This is a genomic window from Alishewanella sp. HL-SH06 (genome assembly GCF_052656265.1).
In genome coordinates, this window is record NZ_CP199752.1 from 172136 (window position 1) to 192500 (window position 20365).

At 46.3% G+C, this 20365-nt stretch carries 19 protein-coding genes and 2 rRNA genes (1 of these 21 only partly in view); 10 read left to right on the forward strand and 11 right to left on the reverse strand.

The window, feature by feature from the left end; all coding sequences use genetic code 11:
- Window positions 1-91: 91 nt before the first annotated feature.
- Window positions 92-499, forward strand: a complete 408-nt coding sequence (locus tag ACUJFK_RS00820) for an acyl-CoA thioesterase (protein ID WP_306178645.1) — start codon at window positions 92-94, stop codon at window positions 497-499.
- A 161-nt stretch (window positions 500-660) separates the two neighbouring features.
- Here ACUJFK_RS00820 and ACUJFK_RS00825 read toward each other — a convergent pair whose 3' ends face one another.
- The 9 genes from ACUJFK_RS00825 to cyaY all read right to left on the reverse strand — a co-directional run bounded on the left by ACUJFK_RS00825 (window position 661) and on the right by cyaY (window position 8434).
- Window positions 661-1383: a hypothetical protein gene (locus ACUJFK_RS00825; RefSeq protein ID WP_445425775.1), complete on the reverse strand. Its 723-nt coding sequence runs from the start codon at window positions 1381-1383 to the stop codon at window positions 661-663.
- Window positions 1384-1586: 203 nt separating this feature from the next.
- Complete coding sequence (locus ACUJFK_RS00830; protein WP_445425776.1) at window positions 1587-2915, reverse strand: TonB family protein; 1329 nt, start codon at window positions 2913-2915, stop codon at window positions 1587-1589.
- A gap of 158 nt (window positions 2916-3073) precedes the next feature.
- On the reverse strand, window positions 3074-3571 hold the full coding sequence (locus tag ACUJFK_RS00835) for a DNA-deoxyinosine glycosylase (protein ID WP_445425777.1): 498 nt from the start codon (window positions 3569-3571) through the stop codon (window positions 3074-3076).
- On the reverse strand, window positions 3562-4644 hold the full coding sequence (locus ACUJFK_RS00840; RefSeq protein WP_445425778.1) for a heme biosynthesis protein HemY: 1083 nt from the start codon (window positions 4642-4644) through the stop codon (window positions 3562-3564). The genes ACUJFK_RS00835 and ACUJFK_RS00840 overlap by 10 nt, the downstream gene beginning before the upstream one ends.
- Window positions 4637-5641, reverse strand: coding sequence for a uroporphyrinogen-III C-methyltransferase (locus ACUJFK_RS00845; protein ID WP_445425779.1), 1005 nt, complete (start codon window positions 5639-5641; stop codon window positions 4637-4639). Before ACUJFK_RS00845 ends, ACUJFK_RS00840 begins: the two co-directional genes overlap by 8 nt.
- A gap of 115 nt (window positions 5642-5756) precedes the next feature.
- Window positions 5757-6494 (reverse strand): uroporphyrinogen-III synthase, encoded by a 738-nt coding sequence (locus tag ACUJFK_RS00850; RefSeq protein ID WP_445425780.1) that lies wholly within the window; start codon window positions 6492-6494, stop codon window positions 5757-5759.
- Between the two features lie 8 nt (window positions 6495-6502).
- Window positions 6503-7429: a hydroxymethylbilane synthase gene (hemC, locus tag ACUJFK_RS00855; RefSeq protein WP_445425781.1), complete on the reverse strand. Its 927-nt coding sequence runs from the start codon at window positions 7427-7429 to the stop codon at window positions 6503-6505.
- 2 nt (window positions 7430-7431) lie between these two features.
- Window positions 7432-8112, reverse strand: coding sequence for an alpha/beta hydrolase (locus ACUJFK_RS00860; RefSeq protein WP_445425782.1), 681 nt, complete (start codon window positions 8110-8112; stop codon window positions 7432-7434).
- A gap of 1 nt (window position 8113) precedes the next feature.
- Window positions 8114-8434: an iron donor protein CyaY gene (gene cyaY, locus ACUJFK_RS00865; protein ID WP_226751432.1), complete on the reverse strand. Its 321-nt coding sequence runs from the start codon at window positions 8432-8434 to the stop codon at window positions 8114-8116.
- A gap of 72 nt (window positions 8435-8506) precedes the next feature.
- Here cyaY and lptM point away from each other — a divergent pair, with 72 nt between their 5' ends.
- From lptM to ACUJFK_RS00910, 9 genes are all read left to right on the forward strand, one after another.
- Window positions 8507-8680: an LPS translocon maturation chaperone LptM gene (lptM, locus tag ACUJFK_RS00870; RefSeq protein ID WP_226751433.1), complete on the forward strand. Its 174-nt coding sequence runs from the start codon at window positions 8507-8509 to the stop codon at window positions 8678-8680.
- Between the two features lie 5 nt (window positions 8681-8685).
- The gene (lysA, locus tag ACUJFK_RS00875) at window positions 8686-9942 is read left to right on the forward strand and encodes a diaminopimelate decarboxylase (RefSeq protein WP_226751434.1); all 1257 of its coding nucleotides are present in this window, start codon (window positions 8686-8688) and stop codon (window positions 9940-9942) included.
- Window positions 9943-9957: 15 nt separating this feature from the next.
- Window positions 9958-10788 (forward strand): diaminopimelate epimerase, encoded by an 831-nt coding sequence (gene dapF / locus ACUJFK_RS00880; protein WP_445425783.1) that lies wholly within the window; start codon window positions 9958-9960, stop codon window positions 10786-10788.
- Entirely contained in the window at window positions 10785-11444 is a 660-nt protein-coding gene (locus ACUJFK_RS00885) for a DUF484 family protein (RefSeq protein ID WP_306178653.1), read from the forward strand. Before dapF ends, ACUJFK_RS00885 begins: the two co-directional genes overlap by 4 nt.
- Window positions 11431-12360 (forward strand): tyrosine recombinase XerC, encoded by a 930-nt coding sequence (gene xerC, locus ACUJFK_RS00890; RefSeq protein WP_445425784.1) that lies wholly within the window; start codon window positions 11431-11433, stop codon window positions 12358-12360. The genes ACUJFK_RS00885 and xerC overlap by 14 nt, the downstream gene beginning before the upstream one ends.
- Window positions 12360-13058 (forward strand): HAD-IA family hydrolase, encoded by a 699-nt coding sequence (locus ACUJFK_RS00895; protein WP_306178655.1) that lies wholly within the window; start codon window positions 12360-12362, stop codon window positions 13056-13058. Before xerC ends, ACUJFK_RS00895 begins: the two co-directional genes overlap by 1 nt.
- A gap of 91 nt (window positions 13059-13149) precedes the next feature.
- On the forward strand, window positions 13150-15318 hold the full coding sequence (uvrD, locus tag ACUJFK_RS00900; RefSeq protein WP_445425785.1) for a DNA helicase II: 2169 nt from the start codon (window positions 13150-13152) through the stop codon (window positions 15316-15318).
- Window positions 15319-15321: 3 nt separating this feature from the next.
- Window positions 15322-17403: a GNAT family N-acetyltransferase gene (locus ACUJFK_RS00905; RefSeq protein WP_445425786.1), complete on the forward strand. Its 2082-nt coding sequence runs from the start codon at window positions 15322-15324 to the stop codon at window positions 17401-17403.
- A gap of 54 nt (window positions 17404-17457) precedes the next feature.
- Window positions 17458-18249: a hypothetical protein gene (locus ACUJFK_RS00910; RefSeq protein WP_445425787.1), complete on the forward strand. Its 792-nt coding sequence runs from the start codon at window positions 17458-17460 to the stop codon at window positions 18247-18249.
- Window positions 18250-19141: 892 nt separating this feature from the next.
- On the opposite strand, the gene rrf is transcribed toward ACUJFK_RS00910, so the two are convergent.
- Both rrf and ACUJFK_RS00920 read right to left on the reverse strand, forming a co-directional pair.
- Window positions 19142-19256 (reverse strand): 5S ribosomal RNA (gene rrf, locus ACUJFK_RS00915).
- Between the two features lie 85 nt (window positions 19257-19341).
- Window positions 19342-20365: ribosomal RNA gene (locus ACUJFK_RS00920) — 23S ribosomal RNA — on the reverse strand; it runs 1861 nt beyond the window's last position.

Consider the following 20365-nt stretch of genomic DNA (forward strand, 5'->3'; position numbering starts at 1 on the left):
AAGCGTCAACTATTAAAACATAATGGTCACTGGCAGCGGTGTACGAACTATGCCAAAATCAGAGCAAATACACTAAAAATAGGTGCTATAGATGCAACATAAAACAGTGATTAAAGTTCGGGGCTATCATTTAGATATTTATCAACATGTAAACAACGCCCGCTATTTAGAGTTTTTAGAAGAAGCCCGTTGGGGGTATTTAGAAGACAGCGGGGATATTCAGTGGTTTAGCCAACACAATTTGGCCTGGGTAATTGTCAATATCAATATTAACTACCGCGTGGCAGCGACCATGGGCCAAACCCTAGAAGTGTATACACGTTTTAGTAAAGTGGGAGGCAAGAGCGCGGTGGTCACTCAGGAAGTTCGGATAGCCGGTTCCGACGCTATTGCGGCAGATGCTCAAGTGACATTCGTTTGCCTGGATCAAAAAACCGGTAAAGCGGTAGCCATTGAGGGTGATCTGCGCCAGCGTCTAGAGCAGCATTTAGCAGAGTAAATTGTCAGCTGGCTTGCCCTTATCAATTATCCCGCAATGATCTCAGGCAAGCCACTAACTCGAAATTAGCTTTAGTCGATGATGATAAGCAATGATTGTGGCTGATACTCGCTATAGCGCCCCAAGTTAATATCGTTTTGTGCTTATAAGGTTCAGCGTGATTAACGGCTTAACCACTTGGCCATGGTTTGACGAAACAACAGCGCATCATCACTCTCTTTGCAAGGTGCGCCCTTAGCTTGCATCATTTGTTCAAAGCCACTGAGTTGTGGATCGACGATTAAACAGTTGTCACCGAGCTTCACCAATTGCTGGCCATCATTATAAGTAAATAACACGGCTTTTTCTGGATTGGCACTGGCTTGCTGATGTTGTTTGGCTACCGTTATCCTGGGTTGCAGCTGCTGTTGCTGCCATTGTTGATAGCTCGCGTCAGCGGCTTGTGCTAACGCTTGCTGATTAGGCTGCGCTAATTGCTTTAAACTACGCTCAGCTAAGCTGGACCTTGGCGTAATAGGCAAGGAGTTAATGTCTCTTGAGGCTAACACTGGCTCGTCCTGCCGCGCTTTGCTAACGATTGTAGCACTGACTTGAAGCGGCTTGATGGAATGATTAATGTGGCTAGCTGCAGCCTGTTTTGCTGCGATCTTATCTGCATGAGCCAAAGGTTCCTTTACTGGACGCTCTACTTTCATTTCTGCAACAGGCTCTGGCGATTTAATTGCTGGTTGATAAAGAAAGGTGCTGATCGGCTCGGCTTGTGGCAAAGCAACCGGTTTTAGTAGCGTGGTGTGTAATAACAAAACCAACACGAGGCTGTGCAACAATAATGCCCAAGCAAAGGCTGCTGCATATTCCCGAAATAGCTGTTTTAGTTTAACCATTAAGCAACGTTCACTCACATAACCAGGTTACTGCTGGCCTCAAGATAAAGTGTTCTGTTTAGATAAGCTCACCGTCGTTTAGTTGCATTAAGTATTTTATAGCACTGTTGTCGCTAGTTAATGAATGGCTAACTATCCAAACCCGCTTAATTGAAGTTCAAAAAAAGCGGCTTTTCGCCGCTGTTCATAATAACTAGAGTTGCTTATAGCAATTGCTTTTTTAACTCTTTCGCCGGTTGATACTGCTTGGCGATAGCAGCATCTAACAAGGCTAAACCTTTCGCACGCTGCCCTTCTAACAGTAAGCGGCTGCCTACCCAGGCCATCGCCTCGGCATCTTCTTGCTCTAATAAATACTGCTCCCAGCGCTTATCATAAGCGGCCATGATACGTTGCGCTTCTTTACTGCCATTCTTCGCGGCTTTATCCCACCAAAAACGTGCAGAATAACTTTGCGGCATCTTAAAAGAAGCGCTAACCCAGGGCGCACGATGCGCTGAAACATGACTGTACTTCATGATTTGATAAACGTCGTGATCTATCTTGCCTTTTAACTTTAACCCCAACAAATTTTGCACATGACTACTGGGGTCAATATCGGCATAAATTTGCTCAACAATAGTGCCGTCATCGGCTATTCGCACCACCGCATAACCGACAAAACCACTAAAATCGACTTCCAATTTATTCATCGGTTTAAAAACAGATAAATCTAACTCTGCCGTAATCGGCATATCTCGGTCGATAGAAATGTAGTTACTGTTTTGTATATTAACCAGACGTAACAAATGGCCTAGCATAAATTGATGTTGCGGTGAGCCGATTAACGCGCCTTGCCATAGTTGATGCTGCTGTATTAAATCATCAACTTTTGCAACATTGACACCACCCTCGAGGAAAAAATTTAGCTCTGCGCTAAATATATGGCTTTTGCCACTGGCTTCGTATTTCCAACGACTTACCGCTCTAATAGCCTCCCTATCAAACACGTTGTTAGGAAATGAGTCCACCACATTAATGGTTTGCACATTACCTTTGCCATCAACCAAAAAGCGCATAGCCACATAGCCAAACTGCCCCTTTGCCGCCGCTGCCGCGGGGTATTTTGCCTGAACACGCTTCACCGCTTGTGGCGCTTTAGTTTTATCGTTGTCATCAATCGATGTCAACATTGGCACTTTTACTTGTTGCCGGATACGCTGTAATTGTGTGTCAACTAGGGCTAACTGCGACGCGGTTAGGTTTTGCTGTAAACCCGTGACCACATGGGAAATGTTAGGCTTACCTAGCTCTGCTGCCAACATAAAATGCGCCAGACCTAAAATACTGTCTTGCGGTACACCTTCACCGAGGTGATACATCGCGCCCAAATTAAAAATAGCCTCTTCGTTGCCGAAAGGAACCAAGCGTTCAAATTCCGTTTTAGCTACCGCATAATCTTGTTTGTCGTATGCCGTCATTGCCGTATTCCAATCAGCTGAAAGAGGCATGCTACATAGCCATGTCAGGAGCAAAATCCATAAGCGCTTCATTGTTAATCCTTGCTATATTGAAAAACACACTTATGCTACACCAAAAGCACTTTAGCGCAACAACAAACACCACATTAAAACATCAGTCGACATTTTACAGCTGCATATTTCTCAAGCGCGAAAAACACGATTTTTCATGCTTAGCCGTCATATAACAGCTAGCGTTGTTTAATGTGCAGCCATTGTTGCAATTTAGCATCAAAAGACATCGCCGCATGTGCCGGGCTAGTTGAAGGAAGGGTTAACAATCGCGGGGGTGTGATGGCTAGCGTTGGCAATACCTGCTTGTTAAAACTTTGCTGTGCTTTGGCACCATTAAAAGCGATCAGTTTTAACTGACCGTGCTCGGCTAAGAAATGATTAAAGTCGTTGGCTTGCTCATGGCGAATGGCGCTGTCTAAACTGCCCTGACGTTGACAATGCGCCAGCACATCCCATAACGCAAAACCATGTTGTCGCAATAAGACTAAGCGCTCGTGATAAGCGAGATTGACAGAGAAACCGCATAACGATGCCATAATGGGCCAAAAGGCGTTACGCGGGTGGGCATAATACTGCTGGCTGGCGAGCGACTGAGCCCCCGGCATACTCCCCAAAATTAACACCTTGGCATCGCGGTTTGTTACCGCGGCCAAGCCTTGCAAAATTACCGACACAGCTCGGGGTTATATTGCCGTACTTTTTGCCACGCCATACTGGCTTGCTCACGATCGCCTTCTTGCTCGGCTAAGTAGGCAAGTACCGCGTAAATATAGCCATTAGAGGGGCTAGAGCGTAGCCAATGCTGCACTTCTTTACGTAACTTTAATACTGAGTTATTTAACGGGATCTGTTTTAAGTAAGGCCAAGCTGCCGGTAAGTCTTCTAAGGTGAGTGCTTGAACTAAACGCTGTTCAGCACGCTCACATTGCCCCGCCTGAGCTTGCGCCCATGCTAAGCCCAACATCGCAGCCGCCGATTTACGCTCTTTTGACGGTAACGCTTGCCAAATTTCAGACTCTTCGCTAAAACCTTGCTGCGCACTCAGTTGGCTCAATGCCGCAGGATAAACAGCATAACGCTGCAACGGCCATTCTGCTTTACCAAACCATTGCTGAGTTAATGATAACGGAATAGTTTGCAGCAGCGTTTGCCATTGGCCGGCTTGTTTTAGTGCTTGCAGATACAATTGCCCTAAAGCGGGATCGGTTTTCGCAGCATTAAGATGTGCCGACAATAAACGACATGCTTGCCCAGGTTTATTTTGTTGTAGCATCAAATCAGCTTGCACAAAGGTCGTGCTACTTTCATCGGCCGTTAACGCCGCAGCTAATTCATTTGCATGCTCGCTATTGCCGGCATAAAAACTGGCATAACTGGCCAACATGCGTTTTTCATTCACGTATTGGGGATCTAACAAAGCATGTTGTAACTCTTCGCTGGCCAAAGGCCATTGTTGCCGCGCATACGCTTGCAGACCAATGGCAAAAGATTCTCGCGCTTTGCGTTGACGCCTACCACGAAAGAAGTTTAGCGAAAATTGCTGCCAATAAGCTAATTTCCGCAGCAATATTAAGCATATTTTTAACACTAACACCACAGCGATGACGGCCACAAATAAGCCTAATAAGGTCATTTCAATGGTGTAACCTGCTGCAACAATCTTGATATAACCAGGGTTATTAATGAACACCGGCCCCAGCAACATGGCTAGAATTAAGACTGCTGTTAGGATCAACAGCTTACTCATAATTAGCCTCCGTTATGATACTAAGTTGTCGGTCTAACTGATTGATACTTTGCAGAGTGGGCAATGCGGGCTTTTGCATCGCAGCCGAAGCTAATTCGACAATGCTAGCGCTGGTTTGCTGCACAATAGGATCTTCGGCAGCAAAGTAACGCTGCAATAAATCGGCGGCTTGTTGTAATGCGTGCTGATACACTTCCGGCTCTTGCTGTAAAATTGCCAGCTCCGCAAGCAATAACTGCTGCTGTAAGCTTAAGCGCACCGTAATTTGCTGCTCTGAAGATAAACTGAAAAAATCTTGGGGTTGCGCAGCACGCACATTGAATAATTTACCTGATACTTGCTCCCAATAACTTGACAGATTTTCACGCCAATTGCCTAAATCATCATTCGGTTGATGCGAAGGAATTAAACGTTGCTCTTGCTGTTTTAATGGTAGCTGCATGCTTTGCCGGCGTAATTGACCGAGCTGCAAATATAACGGTGAAAAATCCGTTTTAGGGACTTGTTGCAGCGCAGCCAGATCATCCTTAATTGCTTGTCGAACGATTAACAACAGCACATTATCTAGCTTAGCAAGTTGCTCATCCGCTGCTTGCAACAACCAACGCGCGCTTTGCACATCTTGTTGCAAGACCAAACTTTGACTCGCTCGCTTTAACAAGAAACGTACTTCCATCAATACCCAGTGTTGTGGCGGTGCGCCATCACGCTGTTGCACTTGCTGGCGTAAGCTCTGTATTTGCATTTGCAATTGTTCACGATCTTGCTGCATCGCTTGTTGATACTCTTGCTGCAAGCGTAACTGTTTTTGTTGCTGAACCTCTAACCATTGCTGTTGCTGCTGACTGATCGTCGCTGTCGTTTGCTGCAGTTTTTGTTCAATTTCCTGCTCTGTGATCTGGCTCTGCTGTTGGAGTGATTGCCATTGTGGCCATAACCAATACCCCCCGCCACCATAGCGGCGGTTAATGACAACACAAGAAAAATGGCAAACCAAGCCAGACCATTACTTTTGCGCGGCGGTGTATTTGATGATTCCGTGTGGGTCGTATCGGATGCAACCTCAGCGGGTGCTGTCACTTTTTCCGAAACGGTCGCCTGCCCTTGCTCACTCATAGAATGTTCCTCTTAAACTGCGTCACCGCTTCTAACAAGGCATCGTCATTGGCGCTGCTTGCTAGATGAATATGCTGTAGTGGGATCCCTAGCGCCAGCGCACTGTCGCGTGCCCGTGGGCTAACTAGGATCCAATGTTGTTGAGCAAGCCAAGCATGCTGCTCTGTGGGCACTAACCCAAAAATGCGCTGCAAAATTTCATTACTCGTGGCTACGATACACTGCACGCCCTGCTGTTGCCATTGCTGCTTCAGCTGAGCACCATCTAACGGCAATGGCAAACGGCTATAGCTTTGCACATAACGCACCGTGGCACCACGTTGCGCCAAGGTTTGTTTAATCAGTTCACGACCGCCATTACCTCGCACCACCACCACTTGTTGCTCTGCAACGCTGTTCAACTCTGGTAGTGCTAACAAGCCTTCACTGCGCTGATCTTCTGGGATGATCACCTGACGCCCAGTCCAACGTTGCAAAGCGGCACCGGTGGTGGCACCGACAGCAAATAAGCGCCCCGGCAATTGTTTCACTGTAACTTGTTGCTCTAGGGTGTTCACCGCACTGATGCTGACAAAAATTAAGCTATCCGCTTGTTCTAGCCAGCGAATATCTTTCGGTTTTAATTGCACCATTTGTGTAGTAATCACCGGCTGATACAGATAGGGAATACCGTAGCTGTCTAATGATTCCAGTAAATGGTCTGCTTTGCCAGCAGGGCGCGTAATTAAGAACATAGTAAGCGCTAACTTTGCTGATAAACAGCAGCGAGGATCTCTCCGGCGCCTGCTGCCAACAATTGTTCAGCCAATTGCTGACCTAATTGCTCTGCAGCATCGATGCTACCGCGAACGTCATCACGAATAATCTGCTGACCATCCAGTGAGCCAACTAAACCTCGCAGCCACAGTTGTTCACCTTCTAATATAGCAAAAGCACCAATAGGCACCTGACAACCCCCTTGTAGCGCGCGATTCATAGCTCGCTCAGCCAACACACATTGCCGCGTTAGATTGTGCTCTAAAGGGGCTAACAGGGCTTGTACCTGAGCATCATCACTACGACACTCGATACCCACTGCTCCTTGACCGTTAGCTGGCAAACTGCTGTCGACGGTTAAATAGCTGGCGATACGCTCAGCAAAACCTAAACGTATCAGCCCGGCCGCAGCCAAAATAATCGCTGCAAATTCCCCGTTATCAAGTTTCTTGAGCCGAGTATTAACATTACCGCGTAAATCACGCACTTGTAAGTCAGGCCGTAAGGCTTTTATTTGGCATTGCCGACGTAAACTCGAAGTGCCCACAACAGCGCCTTGTGGCAATTCAGCTAAACTACGGAACTGGTTAGAAACAAAGGCATCACGCGGATCTTCGCGTAAGCAAATTGTTTGTAACTGTAAGCCCTCAGGAAACGCTACCGGCACATCTTTCATACTGTGTACGGCAATATCGGCTCGGTCTTCCAATATGGCGGTTTCTAACTCTTTAACAAACAGACCTTTACCGCCAATCTTCGCCAGCGGCGTATCTAAAATTTTATCGCCTTGCGTCGACATCGGGACTAATTCAACATCTAAATCAGCATGATATTTCAGCAACTCGGCTTTCACAAATTCGGCTTGCCAAAGTGCCAAGGCACTTTTGCGTGTCGCAATACGGATTTTGGCCATGCTTATACCTCTGCCTTATTGATCAGGCGACTTTGAATAAAGCGGCTGATTTCATCCACTTCTTGCGCACAAACACTGTGCGGCATCCGATAATCGCGCCAGCTGACGTTAAAGCCAGCAGCTTTATAGGTATTGTAAGCCTGCTGACCAGCAGCCATTGGCACAACAGGGTCTTGAGTACCGTGTGCGATAAATACCGGCGTATTTTTGTTGTGGCTCAACTGCTCTGCGCTCAGCTTATCGGGGCAAGCCATGTAGGTAGATAACGCCATAAAACCCGCCAACTTATAAGGCAAACGCGGTAATAAGTGCAGTGCAATCACGCCACCCTGACTAAAGCCCGCCAGCATAATGCGTTCACTCGGGACACCTGAGCTGATTAATTTATCGAGCAATGCCGTGACCGCGATAGCTGATTGCCTTACGCCAGCTTCATCTGCGCGATTGGTCAAATCCATGGTTTTAATATCGTACCAAGCCCGCATCCGCATACCGCCATTTATCGTTACCGGAATTTCAGGTGCATGTGGAAATATAAAACGAATACCGGCATTCGTAGGTAAACGCAACTCCGGTACTATCGGTGCAAAACCGTGACCAGAATCGCCTAAACCATGTAGCCAAACTACAACGGCTTGAGCCGTGCCTTGTGCCGGTACATCAACAAAAGGAAGTAATGCCATGTTATTGCGGCCCCAACACAACTGTTGCACCCGCTTGTTTAGAAGCGGCCTCGTTAACTAATTGCCAGAATTCAATACCGGTACGATTATCAATCCATTGGCCATCGCGCCATTCAAAGTGATGGCCGTTAAACTTAGTTGCAACCCATAGCTGGTGTAGTGGCGGTTGTTTGTTAATGATGATTTTACTTTTGTCGGGAAACTCAATACTCAACAAACCACCATTCGACTCATAATCCAGATCAAGGTCCTGTTGCTCGATGCCATCTTCTACCGCTAACAACATTTGGTCAGCTAATTCATCATATTCTAGGTCATTCATCTGCTTCACCTGTTTGCTTTTACTGCTAAGGATGCGATTATAGAGCGTCAATTAATTAATGAAATAAAAACCATGTACGCTCAGCGAATTTCACGCCCGTTACGCCTGCTATTTAGCGGACTATTATGCGCTGCTCTGCTTACGGCTTGCGGCCAGAAAGGCCCACTTACCTTACCACAGGCCGAGCCAGAAGTGGCAGAGCCCGCATCGCAAAAGATATCAACACAATCTGAAGAACAAGGGTGACGAGATTGGATTACTTTAATTATCAGGGTGATACCTTATTTGCAGAGCAAGTTGCTCTGTCAGAAATTGCGGCCAATTATGGCACACCAACCTATGTCTATTCTAAAGCCACCATTGAACGGCATTATCATGCCTTTGCCGATGCCGCCGCGCAGCATCCGCACAGTCTCGTTTGTTATGCTGTAAAAGCCAACAGCAACTTAGCCGTGTTAAATATACTGGCTCGACTCGGTAGTGGTTTTGATTTAGTTTCTGCCGGTGAGTTACGTCGAGTCATTGCTGCCGGTGGTGATCCAGCCAAAGTGGTCTTTTCTGGCGTAGGTAAAACCGCTGAAGAAATGCACTTTGCGTTACAACTCGGTATTAAATGCTTTAATGTTGAATCAGTGAGTGAATTACACCGCTTACAAGAGGTGGCAAAGTCGCTGAATAAAAAAGCCCCAGTATCGCTGCGCGTTAACCCCGATATCGATGCGAAAACGCACCCTTATATTTCGACCGGTTTAAAAGCGAACAAATTTGGTATCGATATTTTATTAGCCGCAGAGATTTATCGTGATGCCAAGCAACTAAGCCATATCGAGTTGGTTGGCGTAGATTGTCATATCGGCTCTCAACTCACTGAAACACAGCCATTCTTAGATGCCTTAGAAAAACTGCTGGCGCTGATCACTCAACTTCGTGCCGATGGTATCGCATTAAAGCATATCGATATTGGTGGTGGCTTAGGAGTAACTTATGACCAAGAACAACCGCCGCAACCTTCAGACTATATTAAAAAAGTGGTCGAGCGCTTAAAAGACTATCCTGAGTTAGAGCTGATTATGGAACCTGGCCGGGCCATCACTGCAAACGCAGGGGTGTTACTGACGAAGGTTGAGTTCTTAAAACCAGGACAAGAAAAGCACTTTGCCATCGTTGATGCGGCGATGAACGACTTAATTCGCCCCGCTTTGTATAGTGCTTGGATGAACATTGTACCGGTAGTCATACAGCAAAACCTGACACCACAAACTTATGATGTGGTGGGCCCGGTCTGTGAAACAGGCGACTTTTTAGGTAAAGACAGGCTGCTTGCCATTCGTGAAGGCGATTTATTAGCCGTGCGCTCTGCGGGGGCTTACGGTTTTACCATGAGCTCGAATTATAATAGCCGCCCGCGAGCTGCTGAAATCATGGTGGATGGCGCACGCAGCCACCTGATCCGTGCCCGTGAACAATGGCAAGATTTATGGCGTGGCGAACAATTGCTCGCAGACTAAGCATTTAGGGCTCATATGTTACTTAATTTCACCAAGATGCACGGTTTAGGCAACGACTTTATTATGATTGACGCAGTCAGTCAGAATGTCTTTTTAACCAAAGAGCAGATCAAAAAATTAGCCGACCGTAACTTTGGCATCGGCTTTGATCAGCTACTCATGGTTGAGCCGCCTTACGATCCGGATCTGGATTTTCATTATCGGATTTTTAATGCTGATGGATCAGAAGTCGAACAATGCGGCAATGGCGCCCGCTGCTTTGCTAAATTTGTGCGCTATCGTGGTTTAACCAATAAAACTAAGATCAACGTCAGTACCAAATCAGGCAAAATCACCTTGTATGTGGAACAAGACGGTCAAGTCACGGTGAATATGGGGATCCCACAACTTGAACCGGCCAAAGTGCCGTTTAAAGCCCAAAAACAAGAAGCGACCTACATTATGCTAACAGAGCAACAAACCGTATTTTGCGGTGTCGCTTCAATGGGCAACCCGCATGCGGTGCTTGATGTGCCTGATGTTGCCACAGCCGATGTACACACGCTGGGGCCACAACTGGAAACGCATGAGCGTTTTCCAGAAAAAGCCAATATTGGCTTTATGGAAGTGCTAAACCAACACCATATTAAGTTGCGAGTGTGGGAGCGCGGTGCTGGTGAAACCTTAGCCTGTGGCACAGGCGCTTGTGCTGCGGTAGTAGTAGGCCAACTTCAAAAGAAACTGGGGCAACAGGTTCGCGTTGACTTACCTGGTGGCAGCCTACAAATTCGTTGGAACGGACCGGGTACACAGGTAAAAATGACCGGCCCCGCAGAACATGTATTTGATGGACAATTATCCTTATGACAGACAGCCTGATCCAGAAAAAAGAGCTGCTCGCCGCTTCTGTGGTGCTCGATTACTTACAACAGCACCCTGATTTTTTTCAGCACTATCCTGATTTACTGCCGCAATTGCGTTTACCGCATCAACAACGCGGAACAGTGTCATTAGTCGAGCGACAACTTGAATTACAACGTGAAAAAATTCATCTCCTTGAAGAAGATATAACACGCTTAATGTCGGTAGCACGGCAAAACGAACATATCTTCATCGCTCTTAATGCCTTGCATATCGCTATTCACCAAGCAACGAGCTTTAAACAACTGACCGCAGCGTTACAGCAATTTGCTGATACCATGCCCTTAGTGAAGCATTGTCGTTTGTTAGGTTTAGAAAATGGCCAACAAGATTTAGCCCCCTATGAACTGTTATTAAGCCGCCGCTTGCAGCAACAGTCGGTTTATTTAGGCCGTTTAAATAAAGAAGAGCAACAAGGCATTTTTCCTGCGAAAGTGCATTCGGTAGCCCTACTTCGCATTGACCATGCCAATGAGCCATTGGCTATTTTGGCGTTTGGTAGTGAGCAAGATGAGCACTTTCAACCGGGTATGGATGTGTTGTTTTTAAGCCACTTGGTTACCTTGTTAGCCTTGGTGTTACCGCCTTATGTCAAAAGCTGAGCTACCGCTGCACTGGTCTGAGCCGGTGCAGCAGTTTTTAAGCTATTTAAGGCTGGAACGCGGTTACAGCAAACAGACGTTACAAACCTATCAGCAGCAACTTAGCAAACTCGCGTATGCCTTACAGCCTGCACATGAAAGTTGGTTTAAATTAAGCCAAGCGCATATCCAACAGCAATTGCTGCAATTTCGCAAAGCAGGGCTCAGTGCCCGTAGCTTGGCACTTAGCGCGTCGTCTTTACGAAGCTTTTATCGCTGGGCACAACAAGCCCATTTAACCCGCGAGAATCCGGCGCTATCTTTAAAATTACCCAAAGCTAGCAAAACCTTACCGAAACAACTCGAAATTGAACAACTCAGTCAATTGCTCAGTTTTGATAGCTCTGAAGATATTTTGGCGTGCCGCGATAAAGCCATGCTGGAGTTGTTTTACTCTTCCGGTTTACGTTTAGCCGAATTAGTGGCGATTAATCTGAACGACTTAAATCAGGGTGAAGCCTTAATTCGTGTTACCGGTAAGGGTAATAAGCAACGCCAAATTCCGGTTGGTTCGTTAGCACTTCGTGCGTTGCAGGCTTGGTTAAACATGCGCCCGTCGCTTCTCACCGACAGCACTGCCGAACAAGACCGCAATGCACTTTTTTTAAGTATTGAGCATCAACGTATTTCTCCAAGGCAAGTGCGCGAGCGCGTGCTGCATTGGGCTAAACAACAAGGCTTAGGCCAACATTTACACCCGCATATGCTACGCCATTCATTTGCCAGCCATTTATTGCAATCCAGTGGTGACCTTCGCGGCGTACAAGAGCTATTGGGCCATGCCAATCTCAGCACCACCCAGGTGTATACTCACCTCGATTTTCAGCATCTGGCCAAGGTTTATGATAGCGCCCATCCAAGGGCCAGGAAGAAATAATGCAATTATTTAAAGCCTTACAACCTATTTCGGTATTGTCTTTCGATTTGGACGATACCCTGTACGACAACAAACCAGTGATCGCCGCCGCTGAAGCCGCTATGTTGCAAAGCCTGCATATGCATGCCCCTCTGACAAAAAATACCCACAGTGATTTTTGGTGGCAGCAACGCCGTTTATTAGCGAAAAACAACCCCGACATTCGCCACGATATTGGCCGCTGGCGCTTACTGGGTGTTGAGGCAGGTTTAGTGACATTAGGCTTAACATCTTGCGAAGCAGGCGAAATTGCCGAGTTAGCATATCAAGCGTTTTGGGATGCACGTACGACCATTAGCGTGTTACCTGAAGTAACAGAACTGCTGGTAAGTCTAGCCAGCCGTTATCAACTGATTGCCATCACTAACGGTAATGCCTGTATCAAAAAAATGGGGCTTGGCGACTTATTTGAATTTAGCTTGCAAGCCGGCCCTGATGGCCGCATGAAGCCTTATGCCGATCTCTTTTTAGTTGCAGCTCAACGTTTAGCTGTGCAACCCAGTGCTATATTGCATATTGGTGATAGCCATCGCGCTGATGTGATGGGTGCCCTAAATGCGGGTTGCCAGGCGGCGTGGCTTGACCATTACCAAACGCCGGTGTCAATTTTACCTCACTTGCACTTTAACCAATTACAGCAACTGCGCGACCTAATATAACTGGTTATTTATACACTAATACCACGCGTATGACTTGGCGCTTAGACCAAGGCTGTTATAATGGTTAAAAATAGCGAATCGAGAGCGACGAATGGATGTTTCTTACCTGCTGGACGGGCTAAACGATAAACAACGCGATGCCGTGGCGGCACCGCCACAACATATGCTGGTACTTGCTGGCGCCGGTAGTGGTAAAACCCGGGTGCTGGTGCATCGTTTAGCCTGGTTAATGCAGGTAGAGAGAGTGGCCCCTTACAGCTTGCTCGCTGTTACCTTTACCAATAAAGCCTCGCAAGAAATGCGTGGTCGGATTGAGAGCACCATTGGCGTTAGCTTAAATAACTTATGGATGGGGACCTTCCACGGTTTATCTCATCGTATGTTGCGCGCGCATTATCAAGAAGCTAACTTGCCACAAAGCTTTCAAATCATAGACTCTGATGATCAGCATCGCTTAGTCAAACGTGTATTAAAAGCTCTGAATCTGGATGAAAAGCATTGGCCTGCCAAACAAATTCAATGGTTTATCAATGCCCGCAAAGACGAAGGGCAACGCCCAGGCATGATTGATGCCGGTGCTGATTTTAGCTTACAACAAATGGTTAAAATTTATGCGGCTTACCAAGATATGTGTGACCGTGCTGGCTTAGTCGACTTTGCCGAAATTTTACTACGCAGTTTTGAATTATTGAAAACACATGATGCCGTCAGAAACCACTACCAACAACGTTTTCGGCATATTCTGGTTGATGAGTTTCAAGACACCAATGCTATTCAATATAACTGGTTACGCTTACTGGCCGGCAGCAGTGCCAAGGTGATGATCGTAGGTGACGATGACCAATCTATCTATGGTTGGCGCGGCGCAAAAGTCGAAAATATTCAGCAATTTTTAAAAGACTTTGCTGGTGCCGATACGATCCGCCTTGAACAAAACTATCGTTCTACTGCCACTATTCTTAAAGCGGCCAACGCAGTGATCAGTAATAACAGTGGTCGACTCGGTAAAGATCTATGGACCGACGGCAGTGAAGGCGAAACCATTTCTTCTTACAACGCTTTTAATGAACTCGACGAAGCGCGCTTTATTGTCAGTCGCATTCGCGATTGGCATAACAAAGGTAATCCACTTACCGAAAGCGCTATCTTATATCGTAATAACGCGCAATCGCGGGTATTAGAAGAAGCCTTAATCCAAGAAGGATTACACTATCGGATATACGGTGGCTTACGCTTCTATGAACGACAAGAAATCAAAGACGCTTTAGCCTATCTGCGCTTATTGAATAATCGGCAAGATGATGCGGCGATGGAACGGGTAATTAACACTCCGGCGCGGGGCATCGGTGAAACCACCATGAACAAGGTACGCCAGCAGGCTCGTGCTAGCCAACAGACCTTATGGCAAGCCCTTGAGCAAATGCTCGCAGAAAAACAACTCAGTGGCCGAGCAGCTAATGCGATTGAGCAGTTTATGCAGTTGATCACGCAATTAGATACCGATCTTAACGAGCTACCGTTACACGAACAAGCCGAGCAAGTGATTAAGCAGTCGGGATTATATGCAATGTATCAAGCCGAGAAAGGGGAAAAAGCCCAAACTCGGATAGAAAACTTAAATGAATTGGTTACCGCCTGTCAGAACTTCGACAGTGTGCTGCAAGAAGAAATGACCCCGTTAGCAGCCTTCTTATCACAAGCCGCGCTCGAAGCAGGTGAATACCAAGCAGAAGAACATTCTGATGCCGTACAATTAATGACCTTACATTCCGCTAAAGGCTTAGAGTTTCCGTTAGTATTTATGTGTGGTTTAGAAGAAGGTATGTTTCCAAGCCAGCAAAGTGGTGATGATCCAACACGGTTAGAAGAGGAACGTCGCCTCTGTTATGTCGGCATGACGCGAGCAATGCAAAAACTGTATTTATGCCATGCGCAAAGCCGTCGTTTATACGGTCAAGAGCAATACCCAAAACCCTCACGTTTTTTACGCGAAATCCCGGATGATTGTGTTGAAGAGATCCGTTTAACCACGCAAGTCAGTCGCCCAGCACAGCTCAACCGATACAGTAATGCCGCCAGCCATAGCGCTTTTGAAAATACTGGCTTTAAACTGGGTCAACGCGTGTTACACGAAAAGTTTGGCGAAGGCACGGTGTTAAATTATGAAGGTAGCGGCCCACAGTCACGTATTCAAGTGAACTTTGACCAGTTAGGTAGCAAATGGTTAATGACCGCTTATGCACGACTCGAGGCGGTTTAACAAATGCTTGCTGCACTGCAACAAGCGTTAGCTAAGGCGGCAGCTTGCCGCATTCGCCTACCGGTTATTTTGCAAGGTGATGAAAAGTCGTTACTGGCTCAAGCACAACATTTGTTAATGGCACTACAACCTGCGCATAGTTGGTGGCTAGGCGCAAATACACCAGCGCAATGCCAGAACATCGGACAATACAAAGCGCATCAACTATTGGGAATTGAGTGTGACTGCTTAATTATTAATGCCTTTAGTGGTTTTGATGCCGACAAAGTTGCCGCAAGTGCGGGTGCGCTCACCGCAGGCGGTCTCTGGTTATTATTAGCACCTGAGTCATTACAATGGCAGCAACTCGCTAACCCAGCACATCATCGTTTACGCTCTTACCCAACCCCCACTGATTACCCTGGTTACTTTATAGCGTTTTGGCTTGGGCAATTACACCAAGCTAATGTTTTGCGCGGCAACGCCACAACACTTTTTAATGACTTAACTTGGCCTAAGGCAGAGGCAACCTCCGCAACATTAGACGTTGCCATGCCTTATAAAACGTCTGAACAAGCTACCGCAGTTAGCGCTATTTTAAACGTCGTATCAGGCCATCGGCGCAGGCCATTATTATTACTTGCCGATCGCGGCTGTGGTAAATCAGCAGCATTAGGTATTGCCGCGGCACACTTAGCCCTATCAGGGAAAAAGCACATACTGATCACCGCACCGGCAAAGGCACAAGCGGCAGTCGCCTTAGCACATTTTGCGCAACTTACCGAACATGAGGCTTCTGCTTCATCGGCACTGCGCTTTGTTGCTGTAGATGAGTTATTAGCTTCACAACCCGAAGCCGAATTATTATTGATCGACGAAGCGGCAGCAATACCCACGCCCTTACTACAACAATTACTAAACCATTATAGTCGTATCGTCTTTGCTAGTACCGAGCATGGTTACGAAGGCACCGGCCGCGGTTTTCAATTACGTTTTCAACCTTATTTGACGAAACGCTGCCCGAATTGGCGATTATTACGTTTAACTCAACCTATCCGTTATCAAGCACAAGATCCGCTAGAACAAATCATTAGATCAAGCTTTCTTTTAAAGCAGACAGATGAGACTGCCGTGACGCTCACTGCTGAAAGCCTTGAACTCAAACATTATCACGCCAGCGACTGGCTAGCGGAACCAAAGAAACTACAACAAGTCTTTGGTTTGTTGAGCTTTGCGCATTATCAAACGCAGGTAAAAGATCTGGCAGCACTGCTAGATAACCCAGCATTGAGTGTTTATACCCTTGAACAAGATAAACAATTACTGGCCTGTGCCCTGATCAGCCAAGAGGGAGAGATCGATGACGCGCTAAGCCAAGCAATCTATCAAGGAGAGCGCCGGATCCAAGGACATTTATTAGCACAAAATCTGGCTTTTCATTTGGCCAGCCCGGCATTAGCCACCGTTAAATTGGCGCGCATTATGCGTATTGCGGTGCAACCTCATTTGCAACGACAGCAATTAGGAAGTCAGTTGCTAACTCGATTAGAAAAGCCATTGCAGCAACAAGGCTATCATTATGTTGGCAGTAGCTTTGCTGCTTCCGCTGATTTAGTGCGTTTTTGGCAAAAAGCGGGCTTTGCGGCTATTCGACTCGGCATGCAGCTAGATAAAGCGAGTGCGGAGCCTTCACTGGTTATGCTAAAAGCATTATCGGCAGAAAATGTATCAAAGGTTCAGCAGCTAAAACTAGAATTTGCTTCGCGCCTTTATCAAGAATTACCAGACTACCCAAGCAATATAGCGAGTGATTTGCTCTTGCAACTTATTCAGCCAACTCAACACGCCATGACGCCCCTTACTCTTACCAATCTGCAATTATTTAGTGCAGATCAACGCCCCTTTGAACTCGTGATTAGTGAGTTACTACAATGGTTTAATCAATACGCGGTCGTATTATCAAAGCTGCAGCAGCAAGTATTCATTGCTAAACTTTGGCAAAAACAAAGCTGGGCAGTGGTTTGCCAACGGTTTTCACTCTCAGGCAAAGCTTGCGCTATTAAACTGATGCAACAAGCAATAATACAGCACATAGATTCAGCCTAAACTATTGTCATTACATTATTAATGCTAAAGTAAGACCTTATTTTCGGAGACGTTATGTTTAGCTTATTTTCATTATTGCTCAGTAGTACAGCACCCACTCTTGATCATCTTACGTTGTCTGAGCGAAACTTATTACAAACAGCTATCCATACCCAAACCAGTTATAACGTTATTGCTGATCAGTATGCTCAATGCCAACAAATCAAAGACTATCAAATATTGGGTTTGCCTGAGAAACGAGAATTAACCAGCATCATTGAAGCCACTTTAAATATTCCTTATCAAAATTTTCTATTTGCAATTAACCACGCTAAAGCTTGGCAAAGTTTAAAACCTCGCGAACCCATGCCATTAGTTGATTGTAGTAAAACCATGGTATATCAAGATTATCTTGATCAATATGCCCTACAACGTTTTGCATTAGAGATTGCAGAACCTATTACAAAACCCTTGCTGACCAACCCTGTAAATAGTCAACAACAAGAGAGCACCGCTTTACTGCAAAGTTATGCCCAACGCAGTAGTACCATAGCTATTGTTAACATTACAGATAGACAAACACTTACCGCTATAGAACAAGCCAACTTTTTACATTTAGACTATACCAGTCGCTATATCTATCGAATTACCCAAGGCTGGAAAAACGTGCCACCGTTATACATGGGCATGCACATTCAAATAAACGAAGCTGATTTGAATAAGTTTGAAGGCGATTGGCTGATTTTTCTCGACGCACAAAAGCAATATATCGCTGCTCGCCCAGTAGAAGATGTCGCAGATTTCATCAAAAGCCTTGGCAAGACAGAATGGCAAGTTGATAGTAACGGTAACTTGCAACGCCCTTAATTAATCTGAAATATACTTACTGTTTTACGCATTTATTATATATATAATGACACGCTTATATTTCATTAATAACTGCTCAGCATTACAAAGTCAGTTTTTATTCATGAGATGACTGAATAGCCAAAAGCTACGATACAGATGGTACTACAGGTAAGTTAACAAATCAGGATATTCTAAAAGCCCTAACTCCCAATCTGTATTTAATCAAATAAAACAACGCTCAAAACTGTTATAGCAATATCATTCAATCAAGACGTTATGAGTTGAAAGGAACCATTGAAATAACGGAAAGGATGCTTCGCTTATTACAACACAGTTGGTCTACAAGGTTTAGCAGGCTTACATTATCGAAAGATCCTCAGTGATCAGCAGTTCGAATTATTAAGCCGCAACCCATAGACCCGAACATTAAGAATTAAACCTCACCCTAACTCAAAGATAAAATCTTTATGAGGAAGATGCGATGCCTGCAGCAATGCGTGGCATAGCTTTATCAGTGGTACCTTTCCCATGCTCAGAATGTGTTTAGAGACCCTGCGGAAATGAAGAGACGTTAACATTAAATGAAAAGATCAAATCGATTAGCACGAAACAGCATAGGGCAGAATTTGGCTGGGGACGTCTTTTGCATGGATGCAAAAGAGGAGCGTACAAGGACGTATTAACCGCGTGCCCCAGCGAATTTTGCACTGTGCGGGCCATCATCGCTGTACTACTTTGCTCACCCCTTGCCTGGGGTTCGCCGCTGCGCGGCCAGCTAAAGCTGTCCAAAAACGTTCCAGACGTTTTTGTCGCATGGTGTCGCCCTGCTCCAGCAGTGCACCGCCTCAAGATATTTCAACCAATAAAAAAGCCCCACTCTTGCGAGTAGGGCTTTTCTATTCAATGAGGTGCCTGGCGGTGTACTACTCTCGCATGGCGAATGCCACACTACCATCGTCGCAGCTGCGTTTCACTTCTGAGTTCGGAATGGAGTCAGGTGGTTCCACAGCGCTATTGCCACCAGGCAAAAACGGTTTGTCTGTTCTTTAACTTAGCAAGCTGACTCAGTATTCACACTGTATTCTTTTCTTAAAACATCTTGGGCGTTGTATGGTTAAGCCTCTCGGGCAATTAGTATGAGTTAGCTTAACGTGTCACCACGCTTCCACACCTCACCTATCAACGTTGTGGTCTTCAACGACCCTTTAGTAGACTCGAAGTCTAAGGGATGACTCATCTTGTGGCCGGCTTCCCGCTTAGATGCTTTCAGCGGTTATCCGTTCCGAACGTAGCTACCGGGCAATGCCATTGGCATGACAACCCGAACACCAGCGGTTCGTTCACTCCGGTCCTCTCGTACTAGGAGCAACTCCACTCAATCATCCAACGCCCACGGCAGATAGGGACCGAACTGTCTCACGACGTTCTAAACCCAGCTCGCGTACCACTTTAAATGGCGAACAGCCATACCCTTGGGACCGACTTCAGCCCCAGGATGTGATGAGCCGACATCGAGGTGCCAAACACCGCCGTCGATATGAACTCTTGGGCGGTATCAGCCTGTTATCCCCGGAGTACCTTTTATCCGTTGAGCGATGGCCCTTCCATACAGAACCACCGGATCACTATGACCTACTTTCGTACCTGCTCGACGTGTCTGTCTCGCAGTTAAGCTGGCTTCTACCATTACACTAACCGTACGATGTCCGACCGTACTTAGCCAACCTTCGTGCTCCTCCGTTACTCTTTAGGAGGAGACCGCCCCAGTCAAACTACCCACCAGACACTGTCCGCAACCCGGATTCACGGGCCTACGTTAGAACATCAAACATACAAGGGTGGTATTTCAAGGACGGCTCCATCAGAACTAGCGTTCCAACTTCAAAGCCTCCCACCTATCCTACACATGTAGGGTCAATGTTCAGTGCCAAGCTATAGTAAAGGTTCACGGGGTCTTTCCGTCTAGCCGCGGGTATACGGCATCTTCACCGCAATTTCAATTTCACTGAGTCTCGGCTGGAGACAGCCTGGCCATCATTACACCATTCGTGCAGGTCGGAACTTACCCGACAAGGAATTTCGCTACCTTAGGACCGTTATAGTTACGGCCGCCGTTTACCGGGGCTTCGATCAA

Coding starts and splice junctions, on each gene's coding strand:
- ACUJFK_RS00860 (WP_445425782.1), bottom strand. CDS start 8,112: ATGGCATTACTTCCTTTTGTTGATGTACCGGCACAAGGCACGGCTCAA.
- ACUJFK_RS00820 (WP_306178645.1), top strand. CDS start 92: ATGCAACATAAAACAGTGATTAAAGTTCGGGGCTATCATTTAGATATT.
- dapF (WP_445425783.1), top strand. CDS start 9,958: ATGTTACTTAATTTCACCAAGATGCACGGTTTAGGCAACGACTTTATT.
- ACUJFK_RS00850 (WP_445425780.1), bottom strand. CDS start 6,494: ATGTTCTTAATTACGCGCCCTGCTGGCAAAGCAGACCATTTACTGGAA.
- ACUJFK_RS00825 (WP_445425775.1), bottom strand. CDS start 1,383: ATGGTTAAACTAAAACAGCTATTTCGGGAATATGCAGCAGCCTTTGCT.
- ACUJFK_RS00910 (WP_445425787.1), top strand. CDS start 17,458: ATGTTTAGCTTATTTTCATTATTGCTCAGTAGTACAGCACCCACTCTT.
- ACUJFK_RS00895 (WP_306178655.1), top strand. CDS start 12,360: ATGCAATTATTTAAAGCCTTACAACCTATTTCGGTATTGTCTTTCGAT.
- ACUJFK_RS00840 (WP_445425778.1), bottom strand. CDS start 4,644: ATGAGTAAGCTGTTGATCCTAACAGCAGTCTTAATTCTAGCCATGTTG.
- uvrD (WP_445425785.1), top strand. CDS start 13,150: ATGGATGTTTCTTACCTGCTGGACGGGCTAAACGATAAACAACGCGAT.
- xerC (WP_445425784.1), top strand. CDS start 11,431: ATGTCAAAAGCTGAGCTACCGCTGCACTGGTCTGAGCCGGTGCAGCAG.
- ACUJFK_RS00830 (WP_445425776.1), bottom strand. CDS start 2,915: ATGAAGCGCTTATGGATTTTGCTCCTGACATGGCTATGTAGCATGCCT.
- ACUJFK_RS00885 (WP_306178653.1), top strand. CDS start 10,785: ATGACAGACAGCCTGATCCAGAAAAAAGAGCTGCTCGCCGCTTCTGTG.
- cyaY (WP_226751432.1), bottom strand. CDS start 8,434: ATGAATGACCTAGAATATGATGAATTAGCTGACCAAATGTTGTTAGCG.
- hemC (WP_445425781.1), bottom strand. CDS start 7,429: ATGGCCAAAATCCGTATTGCGACACGCAAAAGTGCCTTGGCACTTTGG.
- lptM (WP_226751433.1), top strand. CDS start 8,507: ATGTACGCTCAGCGAATTTCACGCCCGTTACGCCTGCTATTTAGCGGA.
- ACUJFK_RS00905 (WP_445425786.1), top strand. CDS start 15,322: ATGCTTGCTGCACTGCAACAAGCGTTAGCTAAGGCGGCAGCTTGCCGC.